This window comes from Streptomyces sp. NPDC000151, from assembly GCF_040301705.1.
Taxonomy (GTDB): domain Bacteria; phylum Actinomycetota; class Actinomycetes; order Streptomycetales; family Streptomycetaceae; genus Streptomyces.
The window spans coordinates 33,909-58,828 of the sequence record NZ_JBEPFC010000007.1 but is presented as its reverse complement, the minus strand read 5'-3'; the positions used below and the strand labels follow the sequence as shown (position 1 = coordinate 58,828).

19 protein-coding genes are annotated in these 24,920 nt (G+C 71.2%); 4 read left to right on the top strand and 15 right to left on the bottom strand.

From position 1 onward, the window contains the following. Window positions 1-19: 19 nt before the first annotated feature. The 6 genes from ABT381_RS04185 to ABT381_RS04160 all read right to left on the bottom strand — a co-directional run bounded on the left by ABT381_RS04185 (window position 20) and on the right by ABT381_RS04160 (window position 7,565). Window positions 20-1,897 carry a DUF2264 domain-containing protein gene (locus tag ABT381_RS04185; RefSeq protein WP_351587396.1) on the bottom strand — a complete coding sequence of 626 codons (1,878 nt, stop codon included), beginning with the start codon at window positions 1,895-1,897 and terminating at the stop codon, window positions 20-22. A gap of 92 nt (window positions 1,898-1,989) precedes the next feature. Continuing rightward, window positions 1,990-3,009 carry a hydroxyacid dehydrogenase gene (locus tag ABT381_RS04180; protein ID WP_351587394.1) on the bottom strand — a complete coding sequence of 340 codons (1,020 nt, stop codon included), beginning with the start codon at window positions 3,007-3,009 and terminating at the stop codon, window positions 1,990-1,992. 29 nt (window positions 3,010-3,038) lie between these two features. Next, the gene (locus tag ABT381_RS04175) at window positions 3,039-3,899 is read right to left on the bottom strand and encodes a carbohydrate ABC transporter permease (protein ID WP_351587392.1); all 861 of its coding nucleotides are present in this window, start codon (window positions 3,897-3,899) and stop codon (window positions 3,039-3,041) included. Beyond that, window positions 3,896-4,879 (bottom strand): carbohydrate ABC transporter permease, encoded by a 984-nt coding sequence (locus tag ABT381_RS04170; protein ID WP_351587390.1) that lies wholly within the window; start codon window positions 4,877-4,879, stop codon window positions 3,896-3,898. Before ABT381_RS04170 ends, ABT381_RS04175 begins: the two co-directional genes overlap by 4 nt. 27 nt (window positions 4,880-4,906) lie before the next feature. Further along, window positions 4,907-6,274: an ABC transporter substrate-binding protein gene (locus ABT381_RS04165; protein WP_351587388.1), complete on the bottom strand. Its 1,368-nt coding sequence runs from the start codon at window positions 6,272-6,274 to the stop codon at window positions 4,907-4,909. Window positions 6,275-6,404: 130 nt separating this feature from the next. Then, the gene (locus ABT381_RS04160) at window positions 6,405-7,565 is read right to left on the bottom strand and encodes a substrate-binding domain-containing protein (protein WP_351587386.1); all 1,161 of its coding nucleotides are present in this window, start codon (window positions 7,563-7,565) and stop codon (window positions 6,405-6,407) included. A 277-nt stretch (window positions 7,566-7,842) separates the two neighbouring features. Between ABT381_RS04160 and ABT381_RS04155 the strand changes: the two genes are divergently transcribed. Beyond that, window positions 7,843-10,221 carry an ATP-binding protein gene (locus tag ABT381_RS04155; RefSeq protein WP_351587384.1) on the top strand — a complete coding sequence of 793 codons (2,379 nt, stop codon included), beginning with the start codon at window positions 7,843-7,845 and terminating at the stop codon, window positions 10,219-10,221. A 147-nt stretch (window positions 10,222-10,368) separates the two neighbouring features. On the opposite strand, the gene ABT381_RS04150 is transcribed toward ABT381_RS04155, so the two are convergent. Together ABT381_RS04150 and ABT381_RS04145 are read right to left on the bottom strand one after the other, a co-directional pair. After that, window positions 10,369-11,160 (bottom strand): hypothetical protein, encoded by a 792-nt coding sequence (locus ABT381_RS04150; RefSeq protein WP_351587382.1) that lies wholly within the window; start codon window positions 11,158-11,160, stop codon window positions 10,369-10,371. 791 nt (window positions 11,161-11,951) lie between these two features. Further along, entirely contained in the window at window positions 11,952-13,055 is a 1,104-nt protein-coding gene (locus ABT381_RS04145; RefSeq protein WP_351587380.1) for a DUF6777 domain-containing protein, read from the bottom strand. Between the two features lie 383 nt (window positions 13,056-13,438). On the opposite strand from ABT381_RS04145, the gene ABT381_RS04140 reads away from it, so the two are divergent. After that, window positions 13,439-14,689 (top strand): streptophobe family protein, encoded by a 1,251-nt coding sequence (locus ABT381_RS04140; RefSeq protein ID WP_351587378.1) that lies wholly within the window; start codon window positions 13,439-13,441, stop codon window positions 14,687-14,689. 3 nt (window positions 14,690-14,692) lie between these two features. On the opposite strand, the gene ABT381_RS04135 is transcribed toward ABT381_RS04140, so the two are convergent. From ABT381_RS04135 to ABT381_RS04125, 3 genes are all read right to left on the bottom strand, one after another. After that, a complete protein-coding gene (locus tag ABT381_RS04135; RefSeq protein WP_351587489.1) occupies window positions 14,693-15,715 on the bottom strand; it encodes a serine/threonine-protein kinase in 1,023 nt (340 codons plus the stop codon). Between the two features lie 41 nt (window positions 15,716-15,756). After that, window positions 15,757-16,257, bottom strand: coding sequence for a hypothetical protein (locus tag ABT381_RS04130; RefSeq protein ID WP_351587376.1), 501 nt, complete (start codon window positions 16,255-16,257; stop codon window positions 15,757-15,759). Between the two features lie 81 nt (window positions 16,258-16,338). Continuing rightward, window positions 16,339-18,693, bottom strand: coding sequence for an ABC transporter ATP-binding protein/permease (locus ABT381_RS04125; protein ID WP_351587374.1), 2,355 nt, complete (start codon window positions 18,691-18,693; stop codon window positions 16,339-16,341). A gap of 239 nt (window positions 18,694-18,932) precedes the next feature. Here ABT381_RS04125 and ABT381_RS04120 point away from each other — a divergent pair, with 239 nt between their 5' ends. Further along, window positions 18,933-19,634 (top strand): ester cyclase, encoded by a 702-nt coding sequence (locus ABT381_RS04120; RefSeq protein WP_351587486.1) that lies wholly within the window; start codon window positions 18,933-18,935, stop codon window positions 19,632-19,634. A 32-nt stretch (window positions 19,635-19,666) separates the two neighbouring features. Here ABT381_RS04120 and ABT381_RS04115 read toward each other — a convergent pair whose 3' ends face one another. Together ABT381_RS04115 and ABT381_RS04110 are read right to left on the bottom strand one after the other, a co-directional pair. After that, complete coding sequence (locus tag ABT381_RS04115; RefSeq protein ID WP_351587372.1) at window positions 19,667-20,239, bottom strand: VC0807 family protein; 573 nt, start codon at window positions 20,237-20,239, stop codon at window positions 19,667-19,669. A gap of 53 nt (window positions 20,240-20,292) precedes the next feature. Further along, window positions 20,293-20,718, bottom strand: coding sequence for a pyridoxamine 5'-phosphate oxidase family protein (locus ABT381_RS04110; protein WP_351587370.1), 426 nt, complete (start codon window positions 20,716-20,718; stop codon window positions 20,293-20,295). 221 nt (window positions 20,719-20,939) lie between these two features. Between ABT381_RS04110 and ABT381_RS04105 the strand changes: the two genes are divergently transcribed. Continuing rightward, window positions 20,940-21,644 (top strand): DUF2470 domain-containing protein, encoded by a 705-nt coding sequence (locus tag ABT381_RS04105; protein ID WP_351587368.1) that lies wholly within the window; start codon window positions 20,940-20,942, stop codon window positions 21,642-21,644. Window positions 21,645-21,671: 27 nt separating this feature from the next. On the opposite strand, the gene ABT381_RS04100 is transcribed toward ABT381_RS04105, so the two are convergent. Both ABT381_RS04100 and ABT381_RS04095 read right to left on the bottom strand, forming a co-directional pair. Further along, the gene (locus tag ABT381_RS04100) at window positions 21,672-23,939 is read right to left on the bottom strand and encodes a xanthine dehydrogenase family protein molybdopterin-binding subunit (RefSeq protein ID WP_351587366.1); all 2,268 of its coding nucleotides are present in this window, start codon (window positions 23,937-23,939) and stop codon (window positions 21,672-21,674) included. Then, entirely contained in the window at window positions 23,936-24,916 is a 981-nt protein-coding gene (locus ABT381_RS04095) for an FAD binding domain-containing protein (protein WP_351587364.1), read from the bottom strand. The genes ABT381_RS04100 and ABT381_RS04095 overlap by 4 nt, the downstream gene beginning before the upstream one ends. Window positions 24,917-24,920: the final 4 nt, after the last annotated feature.

Below are 24,920 nucleotides of genomic sequence, written 5' to 3'. Positions count from 1 at the left end.
CGAGACGCCGTACCACGCCTCACTCCCGTGCCACCACCGTGACGTGTCGCGTCCCAACGGTGAAGGCGATCCGGGTGACCGATCCGTCGTCGGCCCACCGGACGCGGATCTCCTCGGCGTTCGCCGACACCACGGTGGCGACATCGGTCAGGGGCGCTGCCTCCGCCGCACCCGTCAGGGAAGCGAGGGCCGCCACGAGCACCGTTGCGTCGGCGTCCTCGACGGGCCGCGTGCTGAGGCGGGGGAGTACCGCCCAGGGGGTGAAGGCTGTGCCTTGCGGGGCGCGTACCTCGTCGTGGTCCGGCCAGCCGTGCAGGCCGTGGAGCTGCGAGAACAGTGGCCCGGCCGGGGGCGTTGCCCAGCCCGTCAGGTGTATGCGGGCGCCGTGCGGGACGCCCGCGACCTGATGCACTCTCAGTTCGTACCGGCCGCGGGCCACCGTCACGCTCCGTACCTCCAGGCCCGGCACCATCGGCGGGCCCGCGGCGAACACCGGGCGGTGCCAGGAGGCCGCCCAGCCCCAGCCGTCGCCGTCGCCGGCGCCCAGCGGATGGATCCGGCAGCGCACCGAGGACCGCCCGGCGACCTCGACGGCGAGGTGGTTGTCGGGGGCGTTGTCGGCGGAGGTCGGTCCTGTACTGGTCGAGTACGCGAAGCGCCCGTAGAGGACGTCGTGCGCGGCGGCGTTGTCGCCCTCGTGCGGGCGGACGTGGTCGCTGCCGTGGTTGTGCAGCCGGGCGATGCCGTCGGCCGCGGTGGTCTGGACGAGCAGGCCGGGGGCGGGCAGCGCCCGTACCCGGTCCGCGGCCTCGGCGGGGGCCGCCTCCTCGGTGGCCGTCCACAGCGGGTCGTCGGCGGGGGTGAGGAGCGCGACGAACGCCTTGGAGGCCCAGTACGGGGAGCCGGGCCCGGAGTACGTCTGGCAGGTGGGCTCGTGCGGCCCGTACCAGCCCAGGCCGAGCAGTCCGTCCTCGGCGCCCACCCCGCCGCGGGTCAGGAAGTGGCGCAGGGCGCCGCTGAGCAGCCGGCGGGAGACGCCCGGTGCGAGGGGGGTGTGGCCGGTCAGCGCGCCGAGGCCGACCGCCGCCGTGGCGGCGAAGCGGTAGGTCAGCGAGCGGCCGAAGTGGATGGGGGCGCCGTCGCCGCCGAAGAGGAGCGAGTAACCCTCCAGGTGCTCGCTCAGCCGGGGCCCGTACAGGTCCAGCAGGCCCTTGTCGCCCGCCAGTTGGGCGTGCAGCACCGGGTAGAGGTGCAGGGCCCAGCCGTTGTAGTGGTCGAAGGCGCGGCCGTCGCCGTCGGCGTACCAGCCGTCGCCGCGGTACCAGGTCTCCAGCAGGTGCAGGCCCCGGTCGATGGCGCGCCGGGTCTCCGCATCGCCGCGGCCGACCGACTCCAGGAAGCCGGCGACGGTGACGGCGAAGAGGTACCAGTTGTTCGGTGCGGGAGTGTGCCGCAGGGCGCCGCGCAGCCATTCCTCGGCGCGGTCCTGTACGTCGGCGTCGAGGCGGTCCCACAGCCACGGGCGGGTCAGCCGCAGGCCGAGCGCGACGGAGGCGGACTCCACCATCGGCTGGCCCTGGACGTCGTGGTCGAGGATCAGCGGCCAGGACTCGGCGTCCTCGCGGCCCGGTGTGCGGGTGCCGGCGGCGAGCCCGTCGGCGTACCGGGGCAGGAAGCCGTGCGGGTCGGCGCCGCCCGCGCCCGCGATGCGGAACGCCGCGGCGAGGAACGTCCGCGCGTACCCCTCCAGGCCGTCGGAGCGCACGCCGGACCGGGAGGGCCGCCCGGGCAGGTCCAGCAGCGCCCCGCCGGGCGTGGCCCAGCGCAAGGCCGCGCGGACCAGGCCGTCGGCGGCGGCCTCCCAGTGGGCCCGGGTGTAGCCGGTGTACGGGCTCAACTCATAATCATCGGGCGGCAGTTGGAGAAAACGGCTCGTACCTTCGGATGCGTGCGTGCCTTCGGATGCGTTCGTGCCGATGATGACGTCGTTCATGCCAGGAACGCCAGCCTTTCGCGGTGTACGGGATGGGCGAAGCCGTCACCGGCGGCCCACCGGGCCACCTCACTCACCGTCAGATCGGCGAGGCGGCGCCATTCGTTGCCCTGCGAGCCCGCCAGATGCGGGGTCAGCAGGGCGTTGTCGCAGTCCCACAGCGGATGGCCGTGCGGCAGCAGCTCCGGTTCGGTGACGTCCAGGACCGCGTGCAGGCGGCCGGAGGTCACCGCGTCGGTGAGCGCGTCCTGGTCGACGACGGCGCCCCGGGAGGTGTTGATCAGCGTGGCGCCCGGGCGCAGCCGGCCGATCAGCTCCCGGCTGACCAGGCCACGGGTTTCGGGCAGCAGCGGCGTGTGCACGCTGACGACATCACTCGCGGCGAACAGCTGCTCAAGACCGACGCCCGTCACTCCCAACGCCGCGGCCTCGGCCTCGGACACGTACGGGTCGTAGAGCAGCACCTGGAGGTCGTACGGGCGCAGCAGCTCGATCACCCGCCGACCGATCAGCGACGCTGAGCAAATGCCCACGGTGTTGCGGTAGTTGCCCACCGAGCGGTCGGTGCGCAGCCAGGCGTCGCGGCTGCGGGTGGCGCGGTAGTCGCGGGCGCGCTCCAGGACGCGCTTGTTCGCCAGCAGGGTCATCGCGACGGTGTACTCGGCCACCGGCAGGGCATTGGCGGCGGCCGCCGAGGACACCTCGATGCCGCGGTCCCAACAGGCGTCGGTGAGGTGGTGGCGGACGCTGCCCGCCGAGTGTGCGATGGCCCGCAGTCGGGGCGCCGCGGCCAGCACCGCGGCATCGACGGGCGGGCACCCCCAGCCGGTGACCAGCACTTCCGTCGTGGCGAGGACCGCACGGGCCCGTTCGGTCGTCAGGTCGTCCAGTACGGGCAAGGGCGCCGGCTCGCACACGGCGGCGAGGGCCGCCGTTTCGTCCGGACCGAAGACGGCCGTGGCGGCGTCCTGGCTCATGGCGAGCGCGGCACGCGGCCGGCGAGGGACGTCGGGCATGAATCTCCTTCGACTTGTCGTACGCCTGCTTACTTCACCGCTCCCGCCGTCAGCCCCGAGCGCCAGAAGCGCTGCAGCAGCATGAAGGCGAGGATCAGGGGCGCCACCGCGAGCAGCGAGCCCATGACGACGACGGGGTAGTACTCGGGCGAGACGGTCGCCGAGCTGTTCCACGTGTACAGCCCCAGGCTCACCGGATACAGGTCCTGGTCGGAGAGCATCACCATCGGCAGGAAGAAGTTGTTCCAGGTGGCGGTGAGCTGGAAGAGGAAGACCGTCACCAGACCGGGGCCGAGCATCCGCAGGGCGACCCTGAAGTACGTGGCCAGTTCGCCGGCGCCGTCGATGCGGGCCGCCTCCAGTACCTCGTCGGGCACATAACCCTGGCTGAAGATCCGGCCGAGGTAGACGCCGAAGGGGTTGAAGAGGACGGGGATGAAGACGGCCCAGAAGGTGTTGACCAGCCCGACGCCGGACGCCATCAGGTACAGGGGCAGCGCGAGCACGGTCTGCGGCACCATCACCGCGGCCAGCACCACGCCGAACAGCTTCTCCTTGTGCCGGAAGGCGTACTTGTCGAAGGCGTAACCGCAGGCCATGCTGATCAGCGCGCCGAGCGCCGCACCCAGCACCGCGTACAGCAGGCTGTTGCCGTACCAGCGGCTGAACAGCCCGCCGTCCATGGAGAACAGCTCGCCCAGATTGGCGAAGAACGAGAAGTCGCCGAGGGACAGCAGGTCGCTGCTGAAGAGCGCGTCGCGGTTCTTGGTGGCGGCCAGCACCAGCCACAGGACGGGCAGCAGGGTGTACAGCACGCACACGCCGACGACGGCGTTCACGGCGGTCCGGCCGAGCAGCCGGGGGCGCAGCGCTGCGGAGGTGGTGGTCATCGGGCGGCCTCCTGCTTCTCGGCGGACCGGTTGGTCCAGCGGGTCACGCCGTAGGACAGGGCGATGGTGAAGAGGAGCAGGATCACCGAGGCGGCCGCCGCCAGGCTGTAGTTGTTGCGGTTGAAGGCGGCGTCGTAGATGTACATGCTCGGGGTGAAGCGCGAGTTGATCATCGGGGTCTGCTGGCCGAGCAGCATCGGCTCGGTGAACAGCTGCAGCCCCCAGATCAGTGTGAACATCGCGACCATCACGATCGAGGAGCGCACCAGCGGCGCCTTGACCTGCAGGGCGCTGCGCACCGGCCCCGCGCCGTCGACCACCGAGGCCTCGATCACCTCGCGCGGGACGGCCTGCAGCGCGGCGTAGAAGATGATGGTGTTGTAGCCGAGGTTGCTCCACACCGCGATGTTGACGATCGAGGGCAGCACCGTGTGGACGCCCAGGAAGTCGATGGTGATGTCCGCCTGGGCCAGCAGGCCGATCACGGGGCTGATGCCGGGCGTGTAGAGGTACAGCCAGATGATCGCGGCGATGATGCCGGGCACGGCGTGCGGCAGGAACAGCGCCAACTGCGCCCAGGCCCGCAGCCGTACCACGCCCGAGTCCAGCAGCAGGGCGAGCGCCAGTGCGCACACCACCATCAGCGGGATGTAGACCAGGCAGTACGCGGCGACCGTGCCGAGGCCGCCGAGGAAGGTCGGGTCGGTGAGGACCGCCGCGTAACTGCGCAGTCCGACGAAGACGGTCCGCTCCGGGCCGAACCCGAGTCCCGGCTGGTCGGCGCCGAAGAAGCTCAGCCACACGGCGGTGCCGACGGGGATGAGGAAGACCGTCACGAGCAGGACGAAGAACGGGGTCATCAGCACACCGCACGCGCCGAGCTTCCGCCTGCGGGCGTCGCGCCGCTGGGCGGCGGACGACAGGGGAGCGGTCCGGGGCGCGAGCGCGACGGCGTCCGTACTGGTTGTGGTCGTGGTCATGGTGTCACCTACCTCTCTGACGGTCGGTCAGCTGCTGCGTTCGGTGGTGGACAGGCCGAGGGCCTTGAGGTCCGGCAGGGTGCCGCGCTGTGCCTCGCGTACGGCGTCGATGATCGTGCCCTGGCCGCCGGCGGCACGGGCGAACCCGTCCTGCATGACCTTCTGTGTGGCCGTCATGCGCGGCCCCCACGTCCACCGGTCGTCTATGAGCTCGGCCTGCTCGCGGAAGAGCGCGTAGATGTCCTGCCCGGAGTAGTAGCGGCGGTCGAAGGCCTTGCGGCCCACCTCGATCAGGCCGGGGGCCGCGGGGAACTGGCTGCTGGTGCCGCTGGAGAGGCGGGCGCGCAGCGCGTCGGGGTGCGTGACCTGCCAGCTGATGAATTCCATCGCGGCTTCCGGCCGGCGGCAGTCCTTGGTGATGGCGAACGTGGACCCGCCGTGGGTGGCGTTCACCGGCCGTCGCGTGTCCCACTGGGGGAACGGCGCGATGGCCCACTTGCCCGCCTGCCCCGGATGGGCGTTCATCTGCGCGCCAGCGTCCCAGGCGCCGTGGACCCGGCTGAGGATCCGGCCCTGCCCGATCTCGGCCGGGTAGCGATTGCCGTCGGTGGCGAACCTGGCGACCAGGTCCTGGTCCGCCAGCCGCTGCCAGTAGCGCGCCACCCGCCGGGTGGGGGCATCGGCCATGGAGACGTTCCAGGCGCCCTTGGAGGTGTCGAACCAGCGGGCGCCCGCCTGCCAGGAGAACGCGGCGAACTGCGTCATGCCATCGGTCGGGAACAGCGTCAGCCGGCGGTCCGGCGCGCGCTTCCGCACCAGGCGCGCGGCCTCCTCGAACTCGTCCCAGGTGCCGGGGACATCGATGTCGTACTTGCGGAAGAGATCCGCACGGTAATGCAGCACCATCGGCTCGATGTCCAGCGGGACGCTGAAGACCCGGCGGTCGAAGGTGGTCAGTTCCAGGGCCTGCGGCAGCAGCTTGTCGCGCAGGCCGTCGTCGACGAGGTCGGTGATGTCACGGGCGACGCCGTCGATCGCGAAGCCGGGGACCTGGGGGTACTCGATGGTGGCGACATCCGGCGCGTTACCGGCGCGGGCGGCGTTGCTCAGCTTGGCGTAGCCGCCCAGCGCGCCGGACGGGACCTGCTGGAAGTCTACCTGGATGTGGTCGTGCGTGCGGTTGAACTCCGCCACCACTTCCTGGCTGCCGCGCAGGGCGGACCAGAAGGTGATGCGTGTGGTGCGCTTGCCGGTGTTCTTACCGGCGTTCTTGCCGGTGTGGTGCGGCTGTCTGCCGCCACTGCTGTCACTGCTGCCGGTGCAGGCGCTCACACCGGGCAGGGACAGGGCGGCGAGCGCAGCGAGCACGGAGCGACGGCTGTGTCGACCGGGCATGCAAGCCTCCCGCGGCTCGTTCGGGACACGGGAATAGTGATCGGTACAACACAACCCGGTCAATAGACCGATCAGAAGAAAATGAAACGATCGAACGCTCATGGGGTGCGGGCGAGTCCTCTCCTGACGGTCACTCACCAGCAGACTTCGCCGGTCCGGTCGAACCGCGCACCTGCAGATCCGGCAGCAGCTCGATGCGCCGTACGGGTGCGGGGCGCTCCCCGGCGGGCCGCCGCAGCCGGTGCAGCAGCAGCTCGGCCGCCGCCCGCCCCACCTCCGTCTTGGGCGGCGCCACCGCGGTCAGCGGAGTACTGCCCAGCGCCGCGACGACATCGTCGTACGCCACCACCGAAAAGTCCTCCGGCACCCGTATCCCGGCCTCCTGGAACCGCTGGACCAGCATCAGCGCGTCCACGTCACCGTGCAGCAGGGCGGCGGTGGCGCCACGGGCGCGCAGGAGGTCGAGGACGTCGGGCTGGGGGGCCGGGGGGAGCTCCTCCGCCACGCCCAGCCGTTCCGCCGGCTCCGGCACGGCGGTCGGCGAACTCAGCGTCACGGCCCAGTCCTCGACCTCCGCCCGCTCCGCCGCGATCGCCGCGAACGCCGCACGCACCGCCCGGGCCGTAGGGCTGTCGTCCCGGGCGCCCAGGACGATCCGCCGGTGCCCCAGCGAGATCAGGTGCTCGACGGCGAGATGGACCCCGTACCAATGGTCGGAGCAGACCGAGTCCAGCGCGTGCAGCGCGCTGCCGGGCCGCGGGCGGCGCTCCATGAGTACGGCCGGTACGTCCAGCGACCCGAGCCAGCCGTAGTCGGCCTCCTCGGCACCCAGCCCGCGCCAGCGCGGCGCGATCAGCAGGCCCTGCACGCCGCTGGCCAACGCCTGCTCCACCATGGGGCGTTCGCCACCGGAGACGGCGGGCGCGATGTGCAGCGCGATCCGTATGCCGGCCTCCTCCAGCACGGTGCGCGCACCGTGCAGGATCTCGAAGAGGTATGAGTGCCGCTCGGGCACCACCAGCCCTATCGCGGCACCGTCCTCGCCCGGCCGCGCCCCCGGCACTCCCGCCGCAGCGCCCACCGAGCCCACCGCCTCCTCGACCGGCACGATCGAACGCACCACTCCGTGCCCGCGCCGCAGCTGCCCCGCGCGGGCCAGCTCCTCGACGTCCCGGCGCACGGTGACCACCGAAACGTCCAGCTCGGCCGCGAGATCGCCGACGCGGACCGCCCCGCGCGACCGCACCACGCCCAAGATCCGCTGCCGCCTCAGATCGACCGGTTCCCGCATGTCGCTGCGCCCCCCTGCGTTCGTTTGAGCGTTTTGACGGCAGCATAACGATCAGCCCGCCCCCGCACGAGACCTGGCGTCCACGCCGGCGGACCTCGCCCGGCCGGCCCGCCTCCCCGGTCGGCCCGCCACCCCGACCGGGACGCGTACGCCATCGATGCACTGCCCGGCATGGTCCGGCCGGAGAGACTGCTCGGAACCGCATCGAAGGCCGTGCTGCTCCGCGTAGCGTAGGAACTCCCACTGGGGCGCACGGCAGGCGGAGGGCGAGCACCACATGGCCTTGGGATATGTCAGGGAGCAGGCCGGCGGACTGCCCGTGGAAGTCACGGGTTTCGTCGGGCGGGAACAGGAACTGCGGGAGGTCGGCGCGCTCTTCGACAAGGCCCGGCTGGTGTCGCTCATCGGGCCCGGCGGAGTCGGCAAGACGAGGCTCGCGCTGCGGGCCGCCCGTACCGCGCTGCCGTACTTCCCCGACCGCGCCTGCTTCGTCGAGCTGTCGTCCCTGCACGACCCGGTACTGCTGCCGCACACCGTGGCGGCGGCGCTCGGCCTGTCCGAGCAGGGGGACCGCGACCCGGTGGGCCTCCTCGTCTCCTACCTCGCCGCCAAGCGGCTGCTGCTCGTCCTGGACACCTGCGAGCACCTGCTGGACGCCTGTGCGATGCTCGCCGATCTGATGCTGCGCATGGCGCCCGGTGTCACAGTACTGGCCACCAGCCGCCAACCCCTGGACGTCCCGGGCGAGTTCGTCTACCCGATCACGCCGCTGCCCACCGACCGCGAGGCGGTACAGCTGTTCGCCGAGCGGGCCGCCGCCGTCGTACCGGGCTTCGCCGTCACCAACGGCAACCGCAAGGACGTCACCTCCATCTGCCGTCGGCTGGACGGGATGCCGCTGGCGATCGAACTGGCCGTGGTACGGCTGCGGGTGCTGTCACTCAGCGATCTGGCCGCCCGGCTGGAGCACCGGTTCCAGGCGCTGACAGGCGGCCGCCGTGGTGCGGTGCCCCGGCACCGTACCCTGCAGGACGCCATCGACTGGAGCCACGACCTGTGCACCCCGCAGGAACAGCTGCTGTGGCGGCGGCTGTCCGTGTTCGCCGGGGAATTCGACGCCGAAGCCGCCGAGGCCGTGTGCGGAGGCGGTGAGCTGCCTGCCGAGGACGTGCTGGAGCAGCTCATCGGGCTGGTCGACAAGTCGGTGGTACTGCGTATCGAAGCGGAGCAGGCGCGCTACCGACTGCTGGACACCCTGCGCGAGTACGGTGCCGAGCGGCTGACCCAGAGCGGCGAGGAGGAAGAGTACCGCCGGGCGCACTTCGACTACTTCGCGGCGTTCGCCGAGCGCGCCGACCAGCCCTTCCACAGCGACCGGCAGGCGGAGCACCTACGGGCCCTCGCGCGCTGGCTGCAGAACTTCCGCATCGCCCTGGAGTACGGCACCGGCACCGACGACCCCGAACTGGCGCTGCGCGGCCTGGACCTGGCCGCCCGGCTGTGGACGCACTGGATCATGACGGGCCGGATGCAGGAGGGCGCCCGCTGGCTCGAGCACGGCCTGGCCAAGGTGAAGCACGACTGCACCGAGCGCGTCGAGGCACTGCACCGCCTCGCCTGGATCCTGATGGTCCTGGGACAGAGCGACGCGTCCGAACCACACCTCCTGGAATCGCTGGCCATGGCCGAACGGATCGGCGACCGGCGCGGCGCGGCGTACGCGATCGAGTTCCGCGGCTGTCTGGCGTTGTTCCGCTCGCAGCTGCCGGAGGCGCACCGCGACCTCGACGAGGCCCGCCGCGCCTTCCGCACGCTGCGCGACCACGACGGGCTGGGCATCACCTGCTTCATCCAGACCTTCGGCGCGGCACTCGTCGGCGACGTCGAGCGCGCCTGGGAGGTGTCCGGGGAGGGCCTGCGGGCGCTGGAGTCGGCCCCCGGCGAGTGCTGGACCCGCAGCTACTGCCTGCTGTACCGGCAGCTGGCGCTGTGGATGGCGCACGAGGACTCCCGGGCCGAGGAACGCGACCGGCTCGGCCGCGAGGCGCTGGTCCTCAAGCTGGCAGTGAACGACCGCCTCGGCGCGGCGATCGCCATGGAACTGCTGGCCTGGTCCGCCGCCCGGTCGGAGCGCTTCGAACGGGCCGCCTGGCTGCTGGGCGCCGCCGAGGCGTTCTGGACCAGGATCGGCGGCGTGCGACTGTTCAACGTACCGACCCTGAACGCGGAACGGGACACGGCCGTCACCACGGCGCGCACGGCACTGGGCGATTCCGTATACGCCGACCATCACGCCCGCGGCGCGGCCCTGGACCTCACAGAGTCGGTGACGTACGCGGTACAGGACACCAACACACTCCCCGCCCCCGCGACCGACAACACCAAGGCAGCGCCGACCGGCACCATGGCGGCCACCCCCACGCCACAGACCGCACCGGACACCGCGATTCCCTCGGCACCGCATCGCACCACCACCCGACCGCCCGGCCTCACCCACCGCGAACGCCAGGTGGCCGCCCTGGTCGCGGAGGGACTGACCAACCGCCAGATCGCGGAACGCCTCGTCGTCTCCAAACGCACAGCCGACGCCCACGTGGAACACATCCTGAACAAACTCGGCCTCACGTCACGGACGCAGATCACGGGACTGGAGTGACTCACCCAGATCGTGACGTCATCGGCGTCCGATAGCCGTACGCCGCCATCATGTCTCCTCGACAACGGGAGGCCGGCGGCGCTGGAGCAAGTCGGAGCCGAGGGCGCCGCCCCGCTCCACGCGCTGCTCGCCGGCCCGCACGGCCGATCAGGCGGTGACAGCCTGGTACAGGCCGCGGCCGGCCCGCTGGGCCCTGGAGGAGGCGACCAGGCGGTCCAGGGTGCTGCGTACGGTGTTGATACCGGCCGTGTCCTGGGCGCGTCCCACGGCTTCGGCGACATCCCGCGCCCGGACAGGGCTGCTGCCGATCTGCGTCAGTGCCTTCAGGACCTGTTCGGTGAGTCCGTTGCCGTCCTTGGCCGGTGCGATGGGGGCGGCCTCCTTGGCCGTCTCCTTGGCCGCAGTGGCCTTCGCTGCCGTGGTCTTCGCCGTCTTCGTCTTGGCGTTCTTGGACGAGGCGTTCTTGGGCGAGGCGGACTTGGCGGCGGGGCGGCTCTTGCGCTCCGATGCGGCGGGCGCCTTCGCTGTGCTCTTGCGACCAGCGCCGGCGGGCGCCTTGCGGGGCTTGGGCACAGCCGGAGCCGGGGCGGCGTCCGCCTTGGACGCCTGGGCGGTTTCGGTAGTTGCCTCGCTCGCCGGCGCGACGGCCGCGGCGGTGGGCTCGGATGCGGTCGTGCTGTCGGAGGCCGCCGATGCGGGGGCCGATGCGGAAGCAGTGTCCGGCTCGGGGGCGGCATTCTCAGCGGGCTGCGGCACGGACTGGGTGGTGGCCAGCGCCTGCAGTGCGTTGAGGGCGGTGCGCACGGAATCCAGCCGGGTGGTGACGGCGGCCAGTTCCTTTTCCAGCGTCTGCTGGTGTGCCTCCAGTCGGGGAAGTTCTGCCTGCAGCAGGTCCGTTGTGGCGGTGATGCTGCCCGGTGTGTTGACGGTAGCGGTCATGTGGTGCCTTTCTTCTTCGGTCGGCCCAGAGCCAGTTTGTTCTGGCGGGCGCTGGATGTACTTGTGCGGGTCTGTGGCGGTGCGGAGCGGGGAGCGGCGGCGGCCTTGACCACTGCCGCGGTACTGCCGGTATCCCTTACCGGCGCCACAGCTGCCGATGCGCGTTCCCGGCCCGGGCATTGCTCGCCGGCCCTCCACGGCAATGCCCGTCAGAGCTTCGCCGGAAGCAGGGCTGCGGCGACGACGTTTTCACCATGTTGTCGAAGTCGTTGAGTATAAGGTCCTGCTCGCCCTGAGCACGACCGTTGCGAACCGCATACCGATGCTCCGAAATTGCCGGTAGCCGCGCTCGAGTTCGTGACAGCCCACCACGCCCCGGCCGCAAACGGCCTGCGGCTCATGATGCCATCCGTCCCCGGCGAAGCCCCCGCCGCCCTTGCCGCACCCCAAAAACACCTCGTCAATACCCATAGGGTCGCCCAACCGCGGTTGCCGCTCGTACCTGCCGAACAGCAGGCAGGTACCACTTCCAGCAGGGCTCCGAACACACTCGGACGGAGTAATCCCGCAAGAGATGAGTGGTTCTTCCCGCGGAGAAATTATGGCCGGACAAGGCATCGTCCGAGTGGGTTCCGAGTAGGTTCCGACCGGGTTCCGACCGGGTTTTCGATGAGCGCGGCGGAGAGCCGCCCCGACTCGGCGGCGGCTACATCCGGGTAGCGAAAGCGTGTTGACGTCCGAGGCGGTACTCGGGACTCCCGTACAGCCGCTGCGGCGTTACCCGCCCGGCCTTACGTGCCGGGCGGTGGGACCTCCGGGGTCGTGCCGGGCTCTTCCTGGGGCGGGCTGGGGGAGGCGGGCGTCGGGGTGTCCGACGGTGCGGAGGGAGTCGCGGGTTCTGTGGCGGGGGAGGAGGGGGTCTCGGAGGTCGGGGAGGGGGATGTCGATTCGGAGGACGGGCACGTCGACGACGGGGACGCGGAGGGCGGGCAGGTCGATGACGGGGAGTGGGAGGCGGTTTCGGAGGGCGGCGGAGTGGTCGGGGCGTCCGTCCTGCCCGTTTCATCGCCCGCGGCGCGCTTGAACCAGGCTCCCGTGTCCAGGTCGACGAGGACGAAGACATTGACCACGGTGGTCGATTGCTGCACGACCACCACGTCCGAGTGCTGGTACCCCGGCCACGGCTTGCCGACCGGCTTCGGTGTCGCCTTGACGGCCACCGGCGGCAGCAGCGGGTTTCCGCAGGCGCAGCGCACGCGCGGCACTCCGCGCGAGTCGACCAGTACGGCCGTGCCGGCCTGCAGGACCGACTGGTAGCCGGTGGCCTTGCCGTCCTTGAAGCCGTGGTTGGTGACCCGGGTGTCCTTGCGCAGCTGTACGGGGGTCAACGACCGGAGGTAGGAGGGCACTTCGGTCCGGGCGATGCCCTCGGTGTCGGCGAACGCCTTGGCTTTGGCCGGCGCTCCCCGCAGGAAGGCGATCTGCTTCTCGACATCACAGCTCGGCGCGGAGCGGCTGCCGCCGTACAGGCCGGGCGCCGAGCCCGCGACGCCGGTCGCGCCGCCCGTGTCACCGGACGGCGCCGTCGGCGTCGCGGTCGGCGAAGCGGGCGCGGTGGAGTCCTTGGCCGTCGATTTGGTGAAGGGGTCCTTGCCCTGCGCGGCAGCCGGTTGGAGGAAGACCTCGCCCGAGCCGGTACCGCTGTCCGGACGGGTGAGGAAGACGGTCAGGGCCACGGCCGCGACGAGGACGGCGGTGATGAGCGCGACGCGTGACGAGGACCGCCACCAGGGCTTGCCGCCACCGGGTCCGCCCGATCCACCGGATCCACCGGACCCACCGGCCCCGCCCGGCCAGTCCCCGGAGCCCGAGCCGGAGCCGGAACTGGAGCCCACCTGAGTCGGCTCGTGATCGGACCCGGAAGGCGCGCCCGAGGACGGCCCTGACGACGGGCCCGGGGAGGGGCCCGACTGCGACCCTGACTGCGGCTCTGACGACGGCCCGGAGAGCGGGCCGGACGGCGGACCCGATGGTGGGCCGGTCGGCCGGCTGTCGGGCGGTGGTTGAGATGTCACGGGTCGGTCCTTCTTCCCACGCGTGTCGGGCGTCGCCGCGTGGACCATCCGGCGGGACCCGAATTTCACCCGTTTATTCCCCCTTTACGCCATTGTGTGCTCAGTACCGGCGCCGTCCGCAAGCGGGGCGGCGTGCCCGTACTTACGGTGGTGAACGCGGTAGCCGAGGGTGAGGGACAAGGGGGTGAGAAGTGAGGAGACACGTGAGCCGGACGCGAGAAGCGCTCGCCGCGGCGGGCGCGGGCATCGTCGCCATGCTCGTGGTCGCCGCGCTGGGACTGTGGGCGGCGGGCGCGGCGCACCTGCCCGGCGGGGCGTACCCCCACGTGGTCGCGGCCGTTGTCGTCATCGCGGCCGGCGGCTCGGTCGACCTCTCCGGCGACACCGGCGTCATCGCGCGGGCGGACGCCGCCGTCGATGCCGTACCGCTCTCGGTGACGCTGGCCGGCGCCCTGGTGACGGCCGCCGTCTTCCTGCTTCCGCTGCGCCACCGGGCGGTGGCCGCCACCGGCGAACTGCTGGACCGCATCGCCCGTACGGCCGCATGCTGGCTGCTGTTCCTGCTGGTACTCGCCCTTTTCGCGCGCCACAGCTTCCGGATCTCGACCGGCAACGACATCGCCGAGGACATCGGAGCGGAGCTCGGCGCGAGCCCCACCGTGGGATTCCGGGCCGATGTCCCCGCGACACTCGGCTTCGGACTGCTCTGGGTGCTGGCCGTCCTCGCCCTCACGTTCATCGTGTCGCGCAAGGCCCCGCTCTCCTCCCGGCTGCTGCACTTCCAGCGTTCCGTACGGCCGCCCGCCTTCGCGATGCTGCTGGTGCTGGTCGGTTACGTCGCAATCGGGCTGGTCGTCGGCGTGATCGTGCTCTTCACCCGCGGGCACCCTGCCGAGACCTTCGCCGTACTGTTTCTCGGCCTGCCGAACCTGGTCTGGATGGCGCTGGGGATCGGCACCGGCGGCGCCTGGGCCGGACATGTCGACAAAGCGATGGGGCTGCCGATGCCGCACGTACTCGACGAGGTGCTGCGCACCCGTGGCGGCGAACGGACCCTGGACCTGGGCACGATCGCGGAGTACGACGGGCGCGCCTGGCTCCTCGTGGCGGTGGCGGCCATTGTGCTGCTCGCCGCCGCCTTCACCGCGGCGGTACGGTCCCCGGCCCTGCTGCCCGCCTGGCGGCATGCACTGGAGATGGCCGCGGCACTGGCGCTCACCCTGCTCGTCGTCGGACTGCTCACCCGGATCTCCGCGCACTACGGGCTCTCCCTCATCGGCATCGGGGACCTCGGCGGCGGACTGGGCGGCGAGGTCTCCCTGCAGCCGGAGCTCCCGCGCCTGGTGGCGGCGGGCGCCGGGTGGGGGCTGGTCACCGGGTTCCTCGGCAGCCTCCTGGCGCGGCGCGTACGGCATCCGGGGGAGGTACGGGACGCGAGGCTCGGACAGCCGTGAAGCTCAGCCCGTTCGCCCCGGAAACACCGGCGCGGCCCAGTCAGGCGGCGCCGGCGGAGCCGTGTAGCGCGGCAGGTTGCCGTACGCCTCCAGCTGGGCGTCCACCCGCGTCGGAGCGTGCTCCTGAGGGGTGCTCGGCGGTGCGACGGGCGCCGCGGTCCGCCCGGCCGTACGCAGCGCCGTCACAAACCCGCGGCAGGTGCCGTAGCGGTCACCGGGCGCCTTGGCCAGGGCGTTGGCCAGTACCGCGTCGACGGCCGGCGGCAGGTCGGGCCGCAGGCTCGTCAGCGGCGGCGCGGGATCGTACTGGTGCGCCCAGAGCAGCGCCATGTCGTCATCGCGCCGGAACGGCGGTGCCCCGGTCAGCATCTCGAAGACGACGCAGGCCAGGCTGTACACATCGCAGCGGCCGTCCACCGGGCGCCCCGAGATCTGCTCGGGCGCCACATAGTCCAGGGTCCCCACGAACTGCCCGACACGGGTGAAGCCCGTGAGCGACAGCGACTTCTTCGTCAGCCCGAAGTCGGTCAGATACACATGCTCCGGGTGGTCGCTGTCGGTGCCGTCGGCCACCAGGACGTTGCCCGGCTTGACGTCCCGGTGCACCAGATCATGCGCATGGGCGGCGTCCAGCGCGGAGGCCACCTGCAGGGCGACACGGCAGGCGGTCTCCAGTGGCAGCCGGCCGTCGCGGTCGAGCAGCGCGCGCAGGTCCCGCCCCTCGACGTACCGCATGGCGATGTACAGCACGCCGTCGGTCTCGCCTGCCTCGAAGACCGGCACGATGTGCGGGTGGTCGATCGACGCCGCCACGCGTGATTCGTGCGCGAAGCGCTGCCGGAAGGTGTCGTTGCGCGCCAGCTCGGGCGCCAGCAGCTTCACCGCGACCGTACGGCCGAGCCGCAGGTCCTGCGCCCGGTACACGACCGCCATGCCGCCGCGGCCGATCTCGTCCTCCAGCAGATATCCGGCGATGCGGCGCCCGCGCAGCCCGGAAGCGTCGGGGGCGGTCGCGCGCTCCGGCACGCGGCCGGGCGTCCGGTCGCGCCACTGGGCTTCCCCGGCGTTCACCGCTCGCCCTCCGCGGGCCCCCGCGCCACCGCGAACGTCTCCAGCGACACCCCGTCGCAGTAACACCACCGCTCATGCGGCGCGTCGTACAGCCAGACCGCCTCGCCGTCCACGACCACCCCCACCCGGGTGCCCCGGGTCCGCTCCGCGAAGGACGCGGCGTCCAGCCGCCCCGTGGACAGCTCCTCGATCAGCCGTCGGTACCGGCTCAGCTCCTCCTCGACCGCGCCCAGCAACGGCCGGGGGTCCGCGGTCCTGGCGGCGGGCTGCCCGGCGGCCGGCGGGCCGTGCGGAACCGGCAGCAGCAGCCGCCCGTCCACCCACGCCGACCAGCCGTTGGAGCACAGCGCCAGCGCCCAGTCGCCCCGGCGCTCGACGACCTGGACGGGCAGCAGTGGGTCGAGCGGCACCATCGGCCACTCGGCGTCCGGCGCCGACCAGGTCGTCAGGCCCTCCGGCGGGACGACATGGCTGGGGACGAAGTCGGGGGCGGTCACAGGCGGCTCCTCGGCGCTCCGCACGGGACGGGGTCAGCAGCTCCGTACGGGAGGGAATCGGCAGCTTCGTGCAGGACGGGGCTACTTGCGCATGATCTCGGGCTCGCGCCGCCGCAGCAGCTTGGCGACCAGGAATCCGAGGACGAGCGAGAGCACGATCAACATGCCCATGTCGAGCAGCCAGATCCCCGCCTCGTGCCGGAACAGCGGATCGGCGGTGATGCCCTGCGGCACGATCCGGTGCAGATGGATCGTGCCCGCCATGGCGCCCAGCGCCCACCGCGACGGCACCAGCCACGCCAGCTGCTCCAGCCCCGGCACGCCCTGCAGCTTGAGCAGCGCGCCGCAGAACACGACCTGCACGATCGCGAGGAGGACCAGCAGCGGCATGGTGACCTCCTCCTTCCGCACCAGCGCCGACACGAACAGGCCGAGCATCATCGCGGTGAAGGCCAACAGGGCGACGGCAAGGGTGATTTCGACGAGCGGCGGCAGCAACACCCCTTTTCCGTCCGGCGCGTTCAGCTTGACGCCGAACAGCGCCACCATGGTCAGTACCACCGCCTGGACGACCGTGATCGTCCCCAGCACCAGCACCTTGGACATCAGATACGCCGATCTGGACAGGCCGACGGCTCTCTCCCGCTGGTAGATCGTGCGTTCCTTGACCAGTTCGCGTACGGCGTTGGCGGCGCCCGTCAGCACCGCGCCGACACACAGGATCAGCAGCGCGTTGAGCGCCGAGTCGCGGGTGAGCCGGCTGCCGGCCAGGGCGTGCGCCATCGCGCCCATCACGAACGGCAGCGCGACCATGATGACCAGGAACGTACGGTCGGCGGTCAGCGCCGCCGTGTAACGCCGTACGAGCGTACGCAGCTGCGCACCCCAGCTCTGCGCCTTGGGCGCGGCCACCGGGCTCCGCGGGGACTCGGGGGCGCGCCGGGGCTGCCGGGACTCCGCCGCGACATAGCGACGGTGCTGCGGCGAGGCGCGGAACGCCCCCGCCCAGTCCCGGTCCTTGTCGTTCTCGAAGGTCTCGAACGCCTCCGGCCACTGGTCGAATCCGAAGTACCGCAGCGCTTCGTCCGGCGGCCCGTAGTACGCGATCGTCCCGCCCGGTGCGAGGACGAGCAGCCGGTCGCAGACGTCCAGGCTGAGCACGCTGTGGGTGACGACGATGACCGTACGGCCGTCGTCCGCCAGCCCGCGCAGCATGTGCATGACCGAGCGGTCCATGCCCGGGTCGAGGCCGGAGGTCGGCTCGTCGAGGAAGAGCAGCGACGGCTTCGTCAGCAGCTCCAGGGCCACGCTGACCCGCTTGCGCTGGCCGCCCGAGAGCGAGTGGATCGGCTGGTTCACCCGCTGGTCCAGCCCCAGTTCGTGGATGACCTCGTCCACCCGTGCCTGCCGCTCGGCCTTCGCGGTGTCCTCGGGGAAGCGCAGCCGCGCGGCGTAACCGAGGGCGCGGCGCACGGTCAGCTGGGAGTGCAGGATGTCGTCCTGCGGTACGAGCCCGATGCGCTGCCGCAGCTCGGCGTAGTCCCGGTACAGGTCACGGCCGTCGTACAGCACCGTGCCCTCGTCGGCGGGCCGCAGCCCCGTCAGCGCGTTGAGCAGCGTCGACTTGCCCGCACCGCTCGGCCCGACCACGGCCAGCAGCGACTTCTCGCCGACGGGGAAGGAAACCTGACCCAGCAGCGTCCGGCGCCCCTTGTCGACCCGTACCGCCAGATCCTGCACGTCCAGCGACACCTCACCGGTGTCGATGAACTCCTGCAGCTCCTCGCCCACCAGCACGAACGCGGAGTGACCGACGCCGACGATGTCGCCGGGGACGACCGGAGCGCGAGTCACCGGGCGGCCGTTGAGATACGTACCGTTGTGGCTGCCGAGGTCGACGATCTCGTACCCCTCCGGACCCGCCCGCAGCTCCGCGTGCCGACGCGAGACGATGAGGTCCTCGACGACCAGGTCGCTGTCGGGCGCCCGGCCGATGCGGGTGACCCGCGCCGAGGGCAGCGGGCGCACGGCGCTCGGCTCCCGGAAGGTGCGGGTGGCGGCGGGGTGCGGGACGGAGGTGACGGCGGACGGCCGGTCGGCGGGCTCCGCCGGTCGCGGTACGCCGGTGAGCACCGCGCACGGGCCATCGGCCGGATTGCCGAACCTGATCACGCTCCCCGGCCCCACGCCCGACTGTCGCACCCGCCGCCCCTCGGTGTACGTACCGTTGGTGCTCTCCTCGTCCTCCACCACCCAGTGGCCGGCCGTGGTCCGCAGCACCGCGTGATGCCAGGAGACCCGGATGTCGTCCAGCACCACCTCGCCCGCGGGGTCGCGCCCCACGTGATATGTCCGGAGCGGACTCAGCACCTGGGTGCCGCCCCCGGCTTCGACGACGAGCTCAGGCGCGGTAGGAGAATCCGACCGCTCAGCCATACCTGGATTTTACGGCCGCGGCCCGGCCCCCGCCTGTTCAAGAACGCCGCCATCAATCACCCGAAAACCCTGGTAACGCGCTGGTGGCAGGCCGGTCACGCAGGGGTCGGCGGGCGCGCCCCCGCCGACCATCAAGCTTGCTTGCTCGATTGCTTGCCTGCACTGCGCCCCGGAGCCCCATAAGAACTAACCTGAACATAAGGGATATTCCATTCAGAATTTCGCCCGTGGGAGAGATCATGACTTTCGTTCAGATCATCGACTGCAAGACCGACCAATTCGACACCATGAATCGGCTCATGGACACCTGGGTCGAGCAGACGAAGGGGAAGAGGACGGCCACACACGCGACCGTCGGCAGGGACCGGTCCGACGCCGATCACTTCATCGAAATGATCGAGTTTCCGTCGTACGAGGATGCGGTGCGCAACTCGCAGCTTCCGGAGACGGACCGTATTTTCCAGGAGATGGTGGCGCTCTGCCAGGAGACGCCGACGTTCACCGATCTCGACGTGGTGCGCGAAGACCAGCTCAACAAGGCGACCGCGCGCCGCTTCTTCGAGGAAGTCAGCACCTCGGGCGACGCCGCGGGATTCACCGAGATGTTCACGGCCGACTATCACGACCACGACATCGCCAATGAGCAGGACACCAGGGGAGCCGACGGTATCCGGCAGGAGGTCTCGGGCTATCGACAGGCGTTCCCCGACTTCGCTTTCACCGTCGACGACCAGATCGCCGAGGGTGACAAGGTGACGACCAGGTGGAGCTGGCGCGGCACCCACCGAGGCGATTTCCGGACCCTGCCCGCCAGCGGCAATAAGGTCGCGATGTCCGGCGTCACCATCTTCCGGTTCACCAAGGACGGGAAGATCCAGGAAGGCTGGTGGAACTGGGACAACCTCAAGCTGCTCCGCGAGGTCGGCGCGCTCGGGGAGTGATATTCCGCGTTAGTGGCCAACTAACTGGCCAACTATGGGGCGCGCATGTCGCCGGTGTCCGCGACGGCATTGGCGAGGGCGGCCGGCGCGCGCTGGGCAGGGCGGGCCAGGATCTTTCGGCGCTGCAGGATCGTCCATAGGACGAGCGGCGTGAGCACCGCGAATTCCAGCGGAGGCGTGATCGCGGCGGCCGTCGGTATCGGCAGCGCGCACACGAGCAGGACGCGCGTGAGCCCTTCGGCGAGGAGCCCGGTGCCCAGTACCAGGGTCTGCGTCCGGTGCGCGCGGTGGAGGCGGGGGGCGCTGAGCGGGTGGCCGTGCAGCTTGCGCGCCAGGTAGGCGGTGGCCGGGGTGCCCCTCAGCCGGCTCCCGACGAACACCAGCCCGGCGAGGGTGCTCACCAGCGGATCGCGCAGGAGCAGCAGCCGGGGCTCCGAGGTCGCCGCGGCGAAGGCCGCCGACAGTCCGTACATGAGCAGCATGCCGAGGGCGAGACCGTCGGCGCGGCGGTCGTACAGCGCGGTGGCGGCCAGGAGGGCGGGCAGCGTGTCGATGCCCGCGACGGCCCGGCCGGGCGGACTCCCACTGACCCCGGGCCTTCTCATGCCAGAGCGGCCTTCTCATGCCAGGGCGGCGGTCTCATTCCTGGCTGGTGGTCTCATGCCTGGCCCAGGTCGGAGCTGACCCAGCGCTGCGGACGCATCCGGATGATCACGTGCGGCTCCAGCTCTTGCTCCGCGTAGTCGACGAACGCCTCGGCCTTTTCCCTGGGCAGATACCGGGCGGCCAGCCTCAGGTGGTCCTCCCGGGTGCCCGGTTCCACCGCCGTGACCGGGCCCTCGACGGAGACGTACCGGACGGTGGGTTCCACGCGGTCCACCATCATCGTGAAGCGGCCGGCAGCGTCGATCAGCCGAGCTTTGCGCGAGTCCCGACCCGTCAGGATCCACAACTCACCGCCCGGCTCGTAGTGGTACCAGATCGGGACGGAGAGCGGTGCCCGCCCTTCCCCGGCCGCTACGGCGAGCGCGCCGACGTGCGGCTCCGCCAAAAACCGCTCACGTTCTTCAGGTGTCAATGGCACAGGACTCCTCCTCAATGGCTCTTGCGGTACGCAGCAATTGCGTACGTATCAATCACGTACAGGGTTCCCGCACAGCGGCTTGCACCGGCAGCGCCACGCCGCGCCTCGGGTCCCGCCCCTGGCCCCGACTGCCTTCCCCCCCCGAGGGCTGCCTGGATCTCGCCAGCGAGTTAGCTTAGGCTTACCTAAGTTTCTACTCCCGGACGGTTTGGAGTACCTGGATGCGTCCCTTCAGGGCCCGCGCGACCATGCCGACTGCCGCAGAACGCGTCCTGTCGATCATGAGTGCCGCACATTCCATGACGGTGGTGAGCGACGGGCTTGCCACTGAAGTGCGTCGCCTCGACGGTGCGGGAGCGATGGGGCACATCCATCTGCACGCGCCGGCCGAAGACGCCGGCACCGGCACCGGCACCCACGGCGACGCGATGCGGGTGCCGGTGCGGCTGGAGTTCACCGACATCGCCCCCACGCCCGTACGCGACCGGCTGCGGGCCCGCGTCACCGTAACCGGCCTGCTGCTCACCCCGTACGACGCGACGTCCGAGAAAAGCACCTGCATGGAGTTCGGTCAGGCGGTCCTCGAAGACGCTGGTCACCGGGCCTTCATCCCCCTCCACACGTTGGCGGCCACGGAACTGGACCCGCTCGCGACACGCGAGGCGGACATGCTCACCCATCTCATGGACGAGCACTCCGAACTCCTCCCCCTTCTGCTGCGTCTTGTCCGTCCGCTCCCTCGCAAGGGAATGACGCGCGCACTGCCGGTGGCGATGGACCGCTACGGCGTGACCCTGCGCCTGGAATACCCGCACACCCACCGCGATGTCCGTCTGCCGTTCAAGGCGCCCGTGACCGACATCGACCAAGCCGGCCCCCGGATCCACGCCCTGCTGGCTACCGCAGGCGCCGCCCCCGCCTCGTGACCTGATCTGCGTCAGCACCTCCAGGGATCAGGTCAACGCCTCGGTAGTGATGGGCAGTTGACGGATACGACGGCCGGTGGCGTTGAAGACCGCGTTGGCGATCGCCGGTGCCACGCCGACATGGACGACCTCGCCGAGCCCCTTGACGCCGAGGGGGTCGGCCTCGCGGTCCTCGCCGTCCAGGTAGATCGCTTGGACGTCCGGGACGTCGGCGTTGACCGGGACGAGGTAGTCGGCCAGGCTCGCGTTGACGATCCGGCCGTCGCGGTGGTCGGTGACCGTATGCTCCAGCAGGGCCGTGCCGATGCCGCCGACGATGCCACCGATGGCCTGGCTCTCGGCGAGCTTGGGGCTGATGATGCGGCCCGCGTCGTACACACCGAGCATGCGCCGCACCCGTACCAGCCCGAGTGTCGCATCCACGGCGACCTCGGCGAAGGTGGCGTTGTAGGCGTAGAAGGAGTGCCGCTCCGCACCTGTGGGCCCGGTGAAGGAGCCGAGGGCTTCGAGGTGGGAGCGGTGGTGGCGGGCGAGCAGGCTGCGGTAGGTCTCGCCACGGGCCGAGTTGTTCTTCACGTGCAGCCGGCCGGCGCGTACGACGATGTCGTCGGGGTCCACGCCGTACAGCGGGGATCGGCGGTCGGTCACGGCGAGTTGGACCGCTTGCTGCCGGACCCGGTTGCAGCCGTCGAGTACGGCGGAACCGACGCTGGCCATGGTCATCGAGCCGCCGTGCGGCGGGGTCGCCGGGTAGCGGGAGTCACCGAGTCTGAAGGTGACGGTGCGCATGGTCAGGCCGAGGGCGTCGGCGGCGACCTGGGTCTGGGAGGTGTAGGTGCCCGGCCCCATGTCGCTGGTGGCGGCCTCGACCACGGCGGTGCCGTCGGCATCCAGGCGGACGCGGGCCCGGGCGGTGTTGCGGGCGGTGTCGTAGACGCCGGCTGCCATGCCCAGCCCGATCAGCCAGTCGCCCTCACGCCGCGAGCGCGGCTCGGAAGAGCGGCGCTGCCAGCCGAACTCGCGGGCGCCGACGGTGTAGCACTCGCGCAGGCGGCGGGTGGAGAACGGCAGACCGGACGACTCGTCCTGCGCCGGTTCGTTGCGTTGGCGCAGCTCGATCGGGTCGATGCCGAGCTTGTCCGCGAGTTCGTCCATGGCCGATTCGATGACGAACGAGGCCGTGGCGAAGCCGGGGCCGCGCATCCACACCGGGGTGTTCACATCCAGCGGCACCGTCCGGTACGTCTGGCGAATGTGGGGCGTGCTGTAGAGCATCTGCCCGGGCGGCAGGACCGACTCGGTGAACGTCTCGTACGAGGACGTCTCGGCGTCCATCTCGTGGTCCATGGCCTTCAGGCGGCCGCGCCGGTCGCTGCCCAGCCGCAGCCGGTAGTCGTAGGAGGGCCGGAAGCCGGTGCCGAAGTACTGCTGCTTGCGGCTCAACACCAGTTTGACCGCACGGCCGGTCACGCGGGCGGCCAGCGCGGCGACGACGGTGTGGGGCCAGCAGCGCAGCCCGCTGCCGAAGGCCCCTCCGATGAACGGCGAGATGACGCGCACGGAGTCCAGCGGCAGGTCGAACACGGCGGCCAGCTCGGTCTGGGTGCCGAGAATCCACTGGGTCTTGTCCCACACGGTGAGCCGGTCGCCGTCCCAGCGGGCGATGGTGGCGTGCGGCTCCATCGGATTGTGGTGGTTGCGGGCCGTGCGGTAGGTCAGGTCCAGCCGTACGGCCGCGTTGCGCAGCCCGGCTTCGGCGTCGCCGCGCGCGTACGTCGTCGGCTCGGCCTCCTCGGCACCCTCGTCCTGGTCCTCCTGGTCCTCCTGGTCGTCCCGGTCGTCCCGGTCGTCCCGGTCGTTCCGCTCGGCCTCGCGCAGGTCGGTCGAGGGCTGCTCGGTCTCGTAGCGGACCTTCACCAGGCCGGCGCCGTGCTGTGCAGCATCGAGGGTGGTGCCGAGGACGACGGCGACCGGCTGGCCGTGGAAGAGCACGTGGTCGTCCTGGAAGACGCGCAGCCGCCGGCCGGGCGGATTGTTCGACCCGGAGTTGTCACGGTAGGGCAGTTTCGGGGCGTTGCGGTGACTGATCACACGCAGTACGCCCGGGTGGGCCAGGGCAGCACGGGTGTCGAGGGACGTGATGCGGCCGCGGCCGATGCTGCTGTCGACGATGACGGCGTGCACGGCCCCGTCGACGTTGTGTTCGGCGGCGTACAGCGCCTGGCCCGTGACCTTCAGCCGCCCGTCCACCCGGGACAGCGGCGCACCCACGGCTGCCTGCGGCTGGGGGCTCACTTCGTACCTCCTACGATGCGCAGCTGACGTTCGACGGTCCGCTTCAGCAACTCGACCTTGAAACGGTTGTGTTCCAGCGGCCGGGCGCCGTCCGCCGCTCCCTCGGCAGCGGCTGCCCACAGCGCCTCGGAGGGGCGCTCGCCGAGGAGGCGCCGCTCGACTGCGGGCAGCTTCCACGGCACGGTGCCCACCCCGCCGGCGGCGACCCTTGCCTCCCGGATGACCCCGCCCCGGACATGCACCGCGACCGCTGCCGAGGTCAGGGCGAACTCGTACGACTGCCGGTCGCGCACCTTCAGGTAGCCGGACTTCAGCGGACGCGGATGGGCGGGGATCTCCACCGCTGCGATCAACTCGCCCTTGCGGACGGCCTGTTCACGGTCAGGGGTGCTGCCGGGCCGCAGCAGGAAATCGGCGAACGGCACCCGGCGTTCTCCGTCCGGCCCCAGCAGGTGCACGGTCGCCTCCAGTGCGGCGAACGCCACGGCCACGTCGGAGGGGTGGGTGGCCACGCACGAGTCCGAGGTGCCCAGGATCGCGTGCGTGCGGTTGTATCCCTTCAGCGCGGCGCAGCCGGAGCCGGGGGCGCGCTTGTTGCAGTCGGCGGTCACGTCGCGGAAGTACGTGCAGCGGGTGCGCTGCATGATGTTGCCGCCGAGGGTGGCCATGTTCCGCAGCTGGGCCGAGGCGCTCAGCTCCAGCGCCTCGCAGACGACCGGGTACAGCGCGCGCACCGTGGGATGGGCGGCGGCTTCCGCCATGCGCACCAGCGCCCCGAGGCGCAGCCCGCCGCGCTCGGTGACGGTGACCTCGCGCAACGGCAGGCCGGTGATGTCGACCAAGGTCTCGGGACGTTCGACGGTCTCGCGCATCAGGTCGACCAGAGTGGTGCCGCCGGCGATGTAACGACCGCCGCGGCGGCCCCGGTCGAGGGCCTCACGGGTGTCGGACGCCTTGGTGAAGGCAAAGGGGTACATGAAA